The organism is Zunongwangia sp. L-65, from assembly GCF_056859415.1.
Map to the genome: position 1 here is coordinate 1 of NZ_JBSXOK010000048.1, position 13,549 is coordinate 13,549.

8 protein-coding genes are annotated in these 13,549 nt (G+C 37.3%); 7 read left to right on the top strand and 1 reads right to left on the bottom strand.

Features of this window, described 5'->3' with window-relative positions:
* The 6 genes from AC13DP_RS06085 to AC13DP_RS06110 all read left to right on the top strand — a co-directional run.
* Positions 1–1,858: Ig-like domain-containing protein (locus tag AC13DP_RS06085; protein WP_483067444.1), on the top strand; the 1,858-nt coding region annotated here is incomplete at its 5' end.
* Between the two features lie 39 nt (positions 1,859–1,897).
* On the top strand, positions 1,898–2,836 hold the full coding sequence (locus tag AC13DP_RS06090; protein ID WP_041578963.1) for a PorP/SprF family type IX secretion system membrane protein: 939 nt from the start codon (positions 1,898–1,900) through the stop codon (positions 2,834–2,836).
* Positions 2,837–2,847: 11 nt separating this feature from the next.
* Positions 2,848–4,767, top strand: coding sequence for an OmpA family protein (locus tag AC13DP_RS06095; protein WP_483067445.1), 1,920 nt, complete (start codon positions 2,848–2,850; stop codon positions 4,765–4,767).
* 12 nt (positions 4,768–4,779) lie between these two features.
* Positions 4,780–5,496: a hypothetical protein gene (locus tag AC13DP_RS06100; RefSeq protein WP_347406518.1), complete on the top strand. Its 717-nt coding sequence runs from the start codon at positions 4,780–4,782 to the stop codon at positions 5,494–5,496.
* Positions 5,497–6,313: 817 nt separating this feature from the next.
* Positions 6,314–9,526: a SusC/RagA family TonB-linked outer membrane protein gene (locus tag AC13DP_RS06105; RefSeq protein WP_347406517.1), complete on the top strand. Its 3,213-nt coding sequence runs from the start codon at positions 6,314–6,316 to the stop codon at positions 9,524–9,526.
* Positions 9,527–9,543: 17 nt separating this feature from the next.
* Positions 9,544–11,328, top strand: coding sequence for a RagB/SusD family nutrient uptake outer membrane protein (locus AC13DP_RS06110; protein ID WP_347406516.1), 1,785 nt, complete (start codon positions 9,544–9,546; stop codon positions 11,326–11,328).
* Between the two features lie 190 nt (positions 11,329–11,518).
* Here the strand turns inward: AC13DP_RS06110 and AC13DP_RS06115 are convergent, their stop codons facing one another.
* Entirely contained in the window at positions 11,519–12,397 is an 879-nt protein-coding gene (locus AC13DP_RS06115; protein ID WP_347406515.1) for an AraC family transcriptional regulator, read from the bottom strand.
* 253 nt (positions 12,398–12,650) lie between these two features.
* Here AC13DP_RS06115 and AC13DP_RS06120 point away from each other — a divergent pair, with 253 nt between their 5' ends.
* Positions 12,651–13,487 carry an alpha/beta fold hydrolase gene (locus tag AC13DP_RS06120; RefSeq protein WP_013072486.1) on the top strand — a complete coding sequence of 279 codons (837 nt, stop codon included), beginning with the start codon at positions 12,651–12,653 and terminating at the stop codon, positions 13,485–13,487.
* Positions 13,488–13,549 lie beyond the last annotated feature (62 nt).

The window sequence follows — 13,549 nt, forward strand, 5'->3', positions numbered from 1 at the left end:
GGTACTTGGCGGAATACAGGTGACTTTGTATAACGGGGCGACCCCGGTACAACAATTAAATGTTAATGATGCCTTAGTGAACTTAAGTCTGCTGTCTGGCAATAGGTTCAATGCAATTTTCGAAGCAAAGAACACTTATGATAGGGTAGAGATCCGTAATACGGGATTGGTATCGGCCTTGACCAGTGTAGATATCTATGGCGCCTATATTGTGGTGCCAGAAGTGGAAGTCGATAATGATATCGTAGAAATATGTGCCGGAGAAACAATAAATTTTGATATCATAACCGAAACAGGATTATCATACTCTTGGTACGATGCTCCAACGGGAGGAACTCTATTGGCCACGGGCGGAAGTTTTACAACGTCAGAAATAAATACCAGCCAAATATTTTATTTAGAAATTACCCGGAATAGTTGTCTGATTCAGGAAAGAATTCCATTTGAAGTAGATGTACTACCAACTGCGACCGCCGGTGATCTGTTGACTACGAACTTCGATATCTGTGCTGGCGGCAGTGTAGAACTGGCGGCAACGAGTTCTGTAAATAATGCTACGATTAGATATTATACAGATGCTGATCTGACTATGCAACTGACCGATTTAGAAGTGATGCCCACGCAAACGACCACTTACTATGTAACGGTAAGCGGAGACGGTGTATGTGAAAACCTACCGGGTGAAGCGGCAATGATTACCGTTAATGTTAGCGATCCGGGAACCCCTACAACAGATATGGCTACCCAAAGTTTTTGCGCAGAAGCCACGGTAGCCGATTTGATGACCAATGAAGGCAATGTGGTATGGTATGCTGATGAAGAAGGGGATACCTTACTCGATGATACAGAAGTTCTGGTAGATGGAATGACCTATTATGCTGGTTTTGATCCAGCCAGTGGCTGTGCAAGTAATGATTTATTAGCGGTAAGGGTGAATTTAGCTACAAACATAGCACCAACTATAGATGGTCTTTTAGACGGAATTTGTTTAATGCAGGAAGTAACTTACACTACCGATTCCGGTAAAGAAGATTACTTGTGGGATATTGATGGAGGTGAAATTGTAGCTGGCGGAGAATTGTCTGATAATTCAGTTACCGTAAGATGGACAAGCCTTTTAAATACTTCAGTAAGTGTTTCATACATGGATACTGGTAATTGCTCAACAGAACTTATGGAAATGATTGATGTGAACGTAGTCAACTGTTCAGACCTTGCATTGAGTATTTCCGTAGATAACCTCTCGCCAATGATTGGTGATGATGTTACCTTCACGATTAGGGTTGATAATCTGGGGAATAGTGATTTCAGGGATATCATGATTCGTGATATAATTGATTCAGGATATCGATTAAAATCGGTAACCGCTGCAATGGGCGAATTCAGTATGGTAAGTAAGGAATGGAGCATACCAATGCTAAGAGCCAATGCGTTCGCAGAAGTTCGCGTCACGGTAGAAGTGTTAGAAGGCGACGATTATATGAATATGGTAGAACTCGTATCTAGCGATCCAGTAGATACTAATGCCGCTAATAATGAGGCGCAAATTACAATTAATCCAATTTGTCTTCTTGTTTATAATGAATTTACTCCCAATAATGATGGATCCAACGACGTATTCAGAATTGATTGTATTGAGAATTATCCAAATAACAAGTTAGAGGTTTACAATCGCTACGGAGATCTGGTATATGAAACCAGGGGATACCAAAATGATTGGGATGGCACGGCAAATAAAGGTGCGATATTCACCAACAAGCCTTTACCGGTAGGAACTTATTACTATGTCCTAAAGGTAGATGGAAGAGGAGAAGTAGAAGATGTAAACATCCAGGGATGGTTATATATAATGAGATAATGTATCAATAAAATTAAATCTTAAAGAAAACATAGAATTATGAATACAGCTTATATATATAAAAACTTAAAATCCTGCTTTGTTCTCCTTATGCTCATGCTAACAAAAGAGGTGATAGCACAGCAGGATCCACACTATACACAGTATATGTTTAATACCATGTCAATTAACCCTGCTTATGCGGGAAGCACGGGAAGCTTGCAAGCACTATTGCTTTATCGTAGCCAGTGGGTGGGTGTGGATGGAGCTCCAGAGACTCAAAACTTTAGTATGCATTCTCCACTTCGAAATGAAAAAATGGGGTTGGGACTTAATATCGTGAATGATAAACTTGGTCCTTCGAGCGAAGTCTTTGCTGATGCTAATTTCTCTTATACTATTCAAACCGGATATTACACTAAGCTTGCCTTTGGAGTAAAGGGGGGCGCCCGTGTTTTAAATGTAGATTGGAGTAAAGGACGATTTTACGATCCAGAAGATGTACTTTTAAATAACAATATCGACAGTAGGATCATGCCTTCACTGGGGGCAGGTGCTTATTGGTATTCTGATCGCTGGTATATTGGAGCATCGATCCCCAATTTTATCCGCTCAGATTATTATGATGATATACAGGAGGCGGTTCTTTCCAATCGTTTACATTATTTCATAATGGGAGGGTATGTATTCGATATCAATAGAAACTTGAAACTTAAGCCTGCTTTTTTAGTGAAGGCCGTTAGCGGTGCACCGGTCTCTGTAGATGTATCAGCAAATTTTTTATTACAGGAATTTCTGAATTTAGGAGCGGCTTATCGTTGGAACGACTCGGTAAGCCTGCTGGCTGGTTTTCAAATTTCCAGAAGTTTGTTTGTCGGCTACTCATATGATTACACCACTACAGATTTTACTAAGTATAATGATGGTACTCACGAGATTCTATTGCGTTTTGACCTTTTGAAAGGGAATAATAAAATTAAATCTCCTCGCTTTTTCTAATCTTAATCGCTATGAAAAACTATTATATAGTATCGATTTTTTTGATTCTGGGTATATCGCTTCAGGCACAGCGTGTGAAGCATGCTGATCAATTATTTGAGGAGATGAATTATATAGAGGCCGCAAAAGTTTATGAAGATTATTTAGAAAAAACTGATAAAAGAGAAATAGAAACCCTTAAGAATGCCGGGGATGCTCACTATTTTATTAGTAAGATCCCACAGGCTTTAAAATGGTATGCCCAATTGTACAAAATCCAGGGAGAGGCGATGGAAAACGAGTATTTGTTTAAGTATATCCAAACTTTGCGTGGTGTGCAGGATTATGAAAAAGCTGACGCGTTAGCTGAAATTTATTTAAAACGTCAAAAAAATCCTATGCTTATCAATCGGTTTAAAGAGCAGAGAAAAGAACTCCGCGATTTGAAGGAAGAAAGTTCAGATTACGTGCTTTATAATTTATCGATTAATAGTGAGAATTCAGATTTCGGTGCTGCATTTTATGGCGATCAGTTAGTGTATTCTTCAAGCAAAAAAAATAATGAAACTAGTAATAAAATATATGTATGGAATCAGCAGCCATATTTAGACCTGTATATCGCTGATCGCACTAAAAATAACGGCGAGCTTATAAATGAACAACTGTTTATGGAAGGTTTAGCTTCGCGTTATCACGATGCAACTATAGCATTTTCTAACGCATTGGATACCATATACTATACCACTAACATGAGCAAAAATAACAAATGGTCTAATAAAAACGGGGTGAATAATTTTCATGTGATGCGAGGACATATTGTAGAAGGTGAAGTTAAGGGTATAGAAGACCTAATTTTTAATAGCAAGGAGTATTCGGTTGGACATCCCGCGCTTAGTGCAGATGGGAAATATTTATTTTTTGTCTCGGATATGCCAGGGGGATATGGAGATACAGATCTTTATATGGTTCAACTAAATCCAGATGGGAGTACGACACTACCAAAAAACCTTGGGGCTCAAATCAATACCGAAGGTCGGGAGATGTTTCCATATTATCAGAATGATTTTTTATATTTTTCTTCAGACGGGCATTATGGTTTAGGTGGTTTGGATATTTTCCAGGCTAAAAATTTGGGGGATTTTCGGTTTAGTGTTCCGCAGAATTTAGGAAAACCTGTTAATAGCAGTAAGGATGATTTTTCGTATATCATTGCTGAAAATCAAGAAGAAGGTTATATGTCGTCTAACCGAAGTATAGGTAAAGGTGATGATGATATTTACTATTTTACCCGTTCCTGTTATCAATTGATGGCGGGAAAAGTTTTGGATTCGCTTACTAAAAAACCACTAGCGAATGCATCTGTAATCATCAAAAATCAGTTCGATACCAAGATAAAAAAGGTGATGACCGATAGCAAGGGAATCTATTTAGCACAAGTTCCCTGTAATAATACATTCTTAGTTACTGGTACCAAAAATAACTATTCTATAGCTGTAAAATCGATTACTACAGGAAATGTACACCGCGATACGTTGGATGGCGTAAACTTTCTACTCTCTTCTTACAACGATTTAGTAGAAATTGATGGAGATGAAGAGAAAATAAAGATCGATCCTATATTTTTTGAATTTAATGAATATGATATCAGGCCCAGAGCGGCAAAACAGCTAGATCATATTGTTTATGTATTGGAAAGTTTTCCCGAGATGAAAATTAAAATCGAGTCCCATACAGATTCCCGGGGCAGTGATACCTATAATTTATTGTTATCTCAAAATCGCGCAAAATCAACTAAAAACTATCTAATCTCGAGGGGTATTGCTGAAAACCGAATTGTAAGCATCAAAGGCTACGGAGAAATAGAAATCCTTAACCGCTGTGTTAATGGTGTAGAGTGTAATGACGAAGAACATGAAGAAAATCGCAGATCTAATTTTATTATCGTAAAATAAAAAAGAGCGCTTATGAAAACACAACATAAAATTTATCAATTTTTAATCCTTTCTACCCTAATGCTTTTAAGTGATTCAATTTATAGTCAGGTAGGTATAGGAACAACGAATCCCAAAGCTAAATTAGATGTTAATGGTACACTGAGGATCGGCACTACACCAATAGGGGGCCTGGCCAGTGCTAAAGATTCTATTTTAGTTATTGATGGACAAGGAATAGTAAAGCGGATACCCGCTGTTAAGGTAATAAATGCAGTAGGCAAGACCATCGTAAAAGGAGGAATGTCTACCACAAACGCCATATTAAGTTTAAATATAAGCTTGAATTCCTGGCAAAAATTGAGATTTAATAATACAGAATTTGATAGTAACTCAGAGTTTAATACAAGCAGTAATATATTTACAGCTAAGTCTTCTGGTATATATCGGATTGATGCAAAAATAACAATGAATCAAATTTTTATTGGTGATATAGGAATAGCTGCCGTAAAACGAAATTTAGGTGGCCAGGAAACTTATATTGCCAGAGACTATTATTCCAATATTCGGATTAATGTATTACTAATAGATGTAGGAGTAAATCCTCCTTCACGGGTAATAAACGGGCTGGTAAGGCTGGAAAAAGGGGAAACTTTGGAATTTAGAATTCGGTCTACAATAAGTTTAAGTTTACTTACTGACAGGGCAGATACTTATTTTAATATAGAACAAATTGGCTTCGATAATTAATAAAGAATACCTGTTTTTTTGAAATAGCGTCTATCTAAGCGCATAAAAAACAGTGGAAGAGTTCGAAGGAGGTGATTAAGGCCAGACTCTATTTTATACCTTTCCTTTTTTATAAAAAAGAACGCATTATTCAGTCGGTATTGATAATTTGGTAGATTAATCATCTGAAATCAGTCTTTATATAATATTGACTTAAATTATTTTTGATTTTTTAATGATTTAATACAAAAATATTTTGAAATAGATAATTTGACAAAATAGTATTACTTTTTGACAAATAAGTATTATCCCAACTTTAAGCATTTCTTTATATTCGAATTATAGTTTTTTCTTTGATATCTATTCGTTTGATTATTCAATTCTTCGAAATGAATCAATAATCCATCAAGAAAAATTTCACAGGATTAATACTAAAAAATATAATCGATAAAAAAATATAAAATGTATTTACTAAAACGTTTTCGTTTAAATAGGTTTATAAAATTTGTCGTTAGGATTTTTAATTTCGGTATTGTATTTTTTTATAGTTTACCCCCTTAACCTTATGAATTATTTTAAACCCTACAGCCAATATGTCTTTCTGAAAAGAAAATATTTTACATCTTAATTTAGCAATTTTAAATGTTGCTCTTAGTTATAGACCCCACCCACCAAAACTAAAATTAGCGAAGTTAGCCTTTACTCGATAATCGAGATTAAATGCATTAATCCCGTTCTGATAATTATCAGAATGAGGATGGTATGGTAATGCCTTATGGTATCGCCCAAAGGTAATTTACTATAAATCATATTTATATAACCAACTAAAAAACTATATATGAAAGTACCATTACTTGCAATAATTTTATTGATACTACCAATATCCTTACTGGCTCAGGAGAATATACTGGTAACCGGTATGGTCACCGAAGCAGATACGGGCATGCCTGTTCCCAGTGTAAATGTTGTGGAGAAAGGAACCTCTAATGGGGTACTCACAAATTTTGACGGCGAATTTGCAATAGAGGTTCCTTCAGATGCAATTCTGGTTTTTAGCTTTGTGGGTTATGAAACCCAGGAAGTTGTCGTAAATGGCAAAACCGAATTGCAAGTTTCGTTTGCACCAGCAACCTCAGCACTCGATGAAGTTGTGGTGGTGGGATATGGAACCCAGAAAAAAGCAGATTTAACCGGAGCCGTTTCCGTAGTAGATATGGAAAGTATGGGCAGACAGCCCAGTCCGCAGGTCACCGAACAGTTACAAGGACAGGCATCAGGGGTAACCGTTACCAGTTCTGGGCAACCTGGCCAGGCGCCACAGGTAAGGATTCGTGGGATTAATACCTTTGGGGACAGTACTCCTTTATATGTTGTAGATGGAGTACCTACACAAAATATCAATTACTTAAACCCAAATGATATCGAAAACATGCAGGTGCTCAAAGATGCCGGCTCTGCTTCTATCTATGGTGCTCGTGCCGCCAACGGAGTGATAATTATAACGACTAAAAAAGGAAAGGGCGGACTTAAAGTTAATTACAATGCCTTTTACGGTACGCAAATAGTTCCTAAAGGAAATGTTTACGATATACTTAGTCCGCAGGAGCATGCAGACCTTAGATGGAGGGCTATGGAAAATACCAACCCCGGGGCAGGCATTACCGATAGGCAATATGGGTCTGGAGCACAACCCGTACTTCCTTATTATATTTTGCCAGGAGGAGCCGCTCAAGGTGAAGTTGATGAATCTACATATTACGTAGATCCCTATTATACAAGTTCTGATGCCGTAAATGGCTTTAACCAAATTATTAGAGCGAACCAGAATGGCACTAACTGGTTTCAGGAGATCTTTAATAATGCACCTATCACCAACCATAATATCGCTGTAAGTCAGGGTGGGGAAAAAGGAAACTTCTTATTCTCTTTAAATTATATGAACCAGGACGGAACCTTGATCAACACTTATTTTGAACGGTATAACATCAGGGTAAACAGTCAGTTTAACATTACCGATAACTTTAGGATAGGGGAGAATATTTCTTTTTCGCTTTCTGATGGTAATCGAGTTGATGTAACCGGAGAGAACCCTATAAACCATGCCTACCGCAGTCAGCCAATCATACCGGTATATGATATAGCAGGGAATTTTGCCGGTACCCAGGCCCCATCACTAGGAAATTCTCAGAATGCTGTGGCTATTTTAGAAAGAAATCGGAATAATTATAGCAAAACCAATCAGGTTTTCGGAAATATTTTTGCAGAATTAAATTTTCTGGAAAAATTTACCGCAAGGACTAGCTTTGGAGGTACGTATTCTAACTCAACCGCAAAGACATTTGCATATCCCACTTATGAAAATGCGGAAAACACCACCTATAATCAGCTCACAGAAGATGCAGGTACCGGCTATAACTGGACGTGGTCCAATACGCTTCAATATCAAAATACGTTTAATGATCTTCATGACTTAACAGTATTAATAGGTAGCGAAGCCTATTCCAATCAATATAAATTAATCACGGCAATTACTCAGGGTTTTTATTCTTTCGATCCTAATTATGTCAATTTAGGGACCGGCTCCGGTACACAAACCAACAATGGAATTTATACTGAAGATGCTCTTTTTTCGCTCTTTGGAAGGCTAGATTATACCTTTAACGATCGCTTTTTATTAGGTGCAACTATACGTAGGGATGCGACCTCCAGGTTTACCAATCCAAGACATGGGTGGTTTCCAGCAGCAAGTGCGGGATGGAGAATTAGTAAAGAAGCGTTTATGGAGGATGTAGATTGGATAAACGATTTGAAATTGAGAGGTGGTTATGGGGTAATGGGTAACCAAAATAACGTTGATCCAGCTAATGCCTTTACCACCTACGGTAGTAGCAGAGTATCTTCTTATTACGATTTGAATGGGACTAATAGTAATATCATAGAAGGTTTTCAACGATTACGTATAGGTAATCCTGGCGCTCAATGGGAGAAAAATATAAATGCAAATATTGGGATCGATGCCAGTTTATTCAACAGGAGCCTACAAATTTCAGCAGATTATTACCGTAAAGACGTGGTAGATTTATTATATAATCCCGAATTACCTGGAACCGCGGGAGTATCTCAAGCACCCTATGTGAATATCGCTAAAATGCAGAATAGTGGATTAGACCTTTCTGCCACGGCATTTTTCGATCTGACTTCAGATTTTAAAATGAATTCAACACTTACGTTTACCACCTATACTAATGAAATTAGGAATATAGCAGATGGGGTTTCTTATTTTGATGAAGAAGCTCGCAGGTTTAACGGAAGTAGTATTGTAAGAAATGCTATAGGACATTCTGTTGGACAGTTTTTTGGATATAATATCGTTGGATTTTGGAACAGCCAGGCAGAAGTAGATGAAGCCAATCAACAGGCACAACAAATTTTGGGCGATCCAAGCGCAGAGTATCAGTCAGATATAGGGGTAGGTCGTTTTCGTTACGAAGATACTAATGGGGACGGTTTGATTAGCAGTGAAGATCGTAAGTTTTTAGGAAATCCTAATCCAGATTTTACGGCTGGTTTAAATATTGAGCTCACCTATAAAAATTGGGATTTTAGCATGTTTTTATACGGTGTTTATGGGAATGATATTTGGAATCAGGTTACCTGGTGGCATGATTTCTATAGTTCTTTTAACGGGGCAAAAAGCTATACTGCTTTATATGACTCCTGGACCCCTGAAAATAATAATGCATCGGCTCCTATACAGGAAACAGGAGGCAGCTTTAGTACCGCAAATGTTCCAAATTCCTATTTTGTAGAGGACGGATCTTATCTAAGGGCGCGTAATATTCAGTTGGGATATAGCTTTTCGGATGCGTTTTTAGATCAAATAGGTTTTAGCCAATTACATCTGTATGTACAGGGCGCTAACCTTTTTACAATTACTAAATATTCTGGTATAGACCCTGAACTTACCGGTTCTGCCACGGCTTTTGGTATTGATGAGGGCGCGTATCCAACCCCTAAAAAATTAATTTTTGGTGTAAACCTTAGTTTCTAGTTTTAAAAAAGAGTGATATGAAAAAAACAATTTATATAGTTGCAGCAGGGATATTAGGTATGGTAGTATTCCATAGCTGCTCAGAGGATTTTTTAGATAAACCCGCTTACGGAACACTGGACAATAAGACTTTAAGCGATGAAAAAGGAGTAGAAGCGCTATTAATAGCGGCTTATGCGGCTTTAGACGGTCAGGATGAGGATAATGGTACTGTGCTCGCACTGGGTGGAGGATCTCCCTGGGAAGCCGCGCCTTCTAATTGGATTTACGGTGATATTAGCGGAGGTGATGCCCATAAAGGAAGTGACGGAGGGGATCAACCAGCAATAAATTCTATAGCAACTTATAGTGTAGATGCCAGTAATGGCTTTTTTAATTCGAAATGGAAAGCGGTTTACGAGGGGGTAACCCGAGCTAATTCCGTATTAAAAGTATTGAATGAAACCGAAGGGATAGCTGAGGATGTTAAAGCAAATATATCAGGACAGGCACGTTTTTTAAGAGGGCATTATTATTTTGAATTGAAAAAGATGTTTGATATGGTGCCCTGGATCGATGAGACTACAGAAGATTATTATGTCTCTAACGATATGGATATTTGGCCATATATTGAAGAAGACTTCAAATATGCTTATGAAAATCTTCCTGAAACACAAACCGAAATAGGGCGTGCCAATAAATGGGCTGCTGCGTCCTATCTTGGTAAAACCTATCTTTTTCAGGATAAATTTTCTGAAGCTAAAGAAATATTTACCGAGGTTATTAGTTCTGGAAAAACCTCTGGAGGTTTAGCCTATGCTTTGTTAGACAATTATCACCATAATTTTAATGCCTTATATGAAAATGGTAGTGAATCGATATTTGCCATACAAATGGTAGCTAACGATGGTACCAATACAATTGCAAATGCAAATCAGGGCCTTATGTTATCTTATCCTTATAATAGTCCGTTTAGATGTTGTGGCTTTTATCAGCCTACACAAGATCTTGTAAATGCATTTAGAACTAGCGAGAGTACAGGATTACCTTATCTGGACAACTATAATAATACCCCTGTAAAGAACGATATGGGAATTCTTTCCAATGAGGCTTTTACACCAGATACCCAATCTTTAGATCCAAGACTAGACTGGACAGTGGGCAGACGCGGAATCCCATATCATGATTGGGGATATCACCCAGGTTACGATTGGGTAAGAGAACAATCTTCCGGAGGGCCTTATGCACCTAAAAAGCACATCTACTGGCAATATAATGCAGATGAATTTTCAGACCAGAGTGCCTGGGCACCAGGAAATGCCATTAACGTAAATATTCTAAGATTTGCTGATGTATTATTAATGGCCGCCGAAGCTGAAGCCCAGGCAGGAAGCTTAACTATGGCTTTATCGTATGTAAACCGTGTACGCGGAAGGATAGCCGATCATCCTGATAGTTGGTTAAAAGATTATATAGATCCTGATAATCCGATGCAGGGATTTTCAGAAGATCATGCTGCAAATTATCACGTTCAGCGCTATCCCGATGGATATTTCACTTCTAAAGAGCAGGCTATGAAAGCAATTATGTTTGAAAGAAGGGTGGAATTAGGAATGGAAGGTCATCGATTCTTTGATTTGGTTCGATGGGGGGTAGCTCAAGAGGTATTAAACGATTTTGTACAATACGAGGGGCAAATTACCACCGATGTTCGTGGAGCCGAATTTAATACTAACGATAGATATTTTCCTATTCCGCAGCGACAAATAGATTTAAGTACAACTGCAGAGGGACCTACGCTTCAGCAAAATCCTGGTTATTAGATAAATTTCGTTTTAAAAAACTCCCGCTATTTATTAGCGGGAGTTTTTTTATTCTTACCTAAGGATCGTATAATAGTCCGCTTACGTTTTGGTAGATTTAGAATTACAAAAAAAGTTTTCCAGAGGAGGTCTATTGGGCCCGATCTTAGGTTTTAGATTGGTGATTTTAAGAAACAGTTTTTAAGAGTTCTTATCCTACCAACTTAAGTGAGTTAAACTCTTTACGATATTCGCTGGGTGTACAATGCTTATATTTCTTAAAGACCCGGTTAAAATGTGCAATATTATTAAACCCACAGCTAAAAGCAATTTCAGCAATGCTTGTTTCTTTTTCGATCAATTGTTTCGCTGCAAAGCCTAGCCTTAGGTAGTTGGTGTATTCAGTAAAGGTTTTTCCGGTTTTCTTTTTTATAAAACGGTTAAAAGAGCCCGGGCTCATGTTCATAAAGTTTGATATTTCAGCCAATTTTATTTTGCGACTATAATGATGTTTTAAATAATGATTCACAAGCGCTAATCTATTTACTTTAGGATTTTTAAACTGCTGGGGGGTAGATAATAAACACTTATTTCTAGAGATTGCCAGTTCATGTAAAATAAAAATAAGCTCCAGGATATACTGGATGCCAGCTGTTTTTGATAGATTTTTTATTTTTGGTGACAATTGCTTTGCGGTAGTGGGAGAAAAAGCAATTCCCTGGGTAGACTGTTCTAACATCCATTTAATAGGTAGCATTACTTTTAGTCCTAAAAACTGATCACCAAAAAGTTTGTTCTGAAAATGCAGGGATATTTCATGAATGCCTTCCCGCATACATTTGTGTGCCTCCCAACCATGGGTAAGATTAGGACCTATTAGGGCAAGAGACGGGGTTACGGTCTCTTCCAGGCAGTCTCCCACGATTCTTTTTAAACCTTTCCCGTTTTCTATAAAAGATAATTCATATTCGGGATGAAAATGTAGGGGTACATCTAAATGGTTTGCAATATTCTCTGAGATAAAAAAACCGTCCTCTGGTGGCAAAGGGATGTTTGCCCTTTCTGCATTTTTAGGGATTCTTAAAATCATGGTCGTTTTTGATTAATTGGTCATATAATATACTAAAAAAATGTTCTTTTATTTTGAGTAAGATTTTTACAATTTTAAAAATCGGCATGTTTAGAACTAACGAAAGATTTTGCGTTTAACTCAAGCTCTAAAGAAATTTTTAATGAGATCATAACATAATGGCTACGTTCAGTTAATTACTGGTTAAGATGGATTTTATTTAAGGATTTGAAGTCTTAAATATTTAAATTCAGGGGAAAATAAAAAATAAGTTATGAGTTTTATTGAAACAACTTCTGTAGAAAAAGAAAAACCCATTAAGCTTTTCTATGAAGATTACGGCAAGGGTAAACCGGTAATTTTAATTCACGGGTGGCCTTTAAGTCATCGTATGTGGGAATATCAAATCGAAACTTTAGTAAATGAAGGCTTTCGAGTGATTGCTTATGATCGTCGTGGTTTTGGAGATAGCGATAAGCCCTGGGAAGAGTATAATTATGATATCCTGGCGAAGGATCTACATGATATTATAGAAAAACTTACACTTACTCAGGTTTCTATCATCGGTTTTTCTATGGGCGGTGGAGAAGTAGCGAGATACATTGGTAAATATGGAACAAAAAAATTGCTGAAAGCAGGATTGATTTCTGCCGTACCGCCTTATATGTTAAAGACAAAGGATAATCCTGAAGGAATCGAAGAGGATGTTTTTGAGGGCTTTAAGAAAGAAATTAGAAAGGATCGCGCAGCTTTTTTAGAGAATTTTGGACAACAGTTTGTGAATTTTGAAGAGAACAAGGATAAAGTTAGTAAGCAGCAATTGCATTATTGCTGGACTATTGCAACTAAAGCTTCTGCAAAGGCAACATTAGATTGTATAGATGCTTTTGGATATACCGATTTTAGAGAAGATTTAAAAAAGTTTGATATTCCTACACTGGTGGTTCATGGTGACGCAGATGAAATTGTACCGATTAAAACAGCAGGAGAAAAGAGTGATAATATGCTCTCTAACAGCACGTACAAAGTAATTGAAGGTGGTCCTCACGGAATAGTGTTTACGCATAAAGAACAGGTGAACAAAATTGTGGTTGATTTTCTTAAATCTTAGAAATTAAATGTATAATCGATTTGGATGATACGAAAAAAGCCACGCAATTGCGTGGCTTTTTG

Bases quoted from the DNA above. Each gene is read 5' to 3' on its own strand.
- AC13DP_RS06090 (WP_041578963.1), top strand. From the start codon at position 1,898: ATGAATACAGCTTATATATATAAAAACTTAAAATCCTGCTTTGTTCTC.
- AC13DP_RS06095 (WP_483067445.1), top strand. From the start codon at position 2,848: ATGAAAAACTATTATATAGTATCGATTTTTTTGATTCTGGGTATATCG.
- AC13DP_RS06100 (WP_347406518.1), top strand. From the start codon at position 4,780: ATGAAAACACAACATAAAATTTATCAATTTTTAATCCTTTCTACCCTA.
- AC13DP_RS06105 (WP_347406517.1), top strand. From the start codon at position 6,314: ATGAAAGTACCATTACTTGCAATAATTTTATTGATACTACCAATATCC.
- AC13DP_RS06110 (WP_347406516.1), top strand. From the start codon at position 9,544: ATGAAAAAAACAATTTATATAGTTGCAGCAGGGATATTAGGTATGGTA.
- AC13DP_RS06115 (WP_347406515.1), bottom strand. From the start codon at position 12,397: ATGATTTTAAGAATCCCTAAAAATGCAGAAAGGGCAAACATCCCTTTG.
- AC13DP_RS06120 (WP_013072486.1), top strand. From the start codon at position 12,651: ATGAGTTTTATTGAAACAACTTCTGTAGAAAAAGAAAAACCCATTAAG.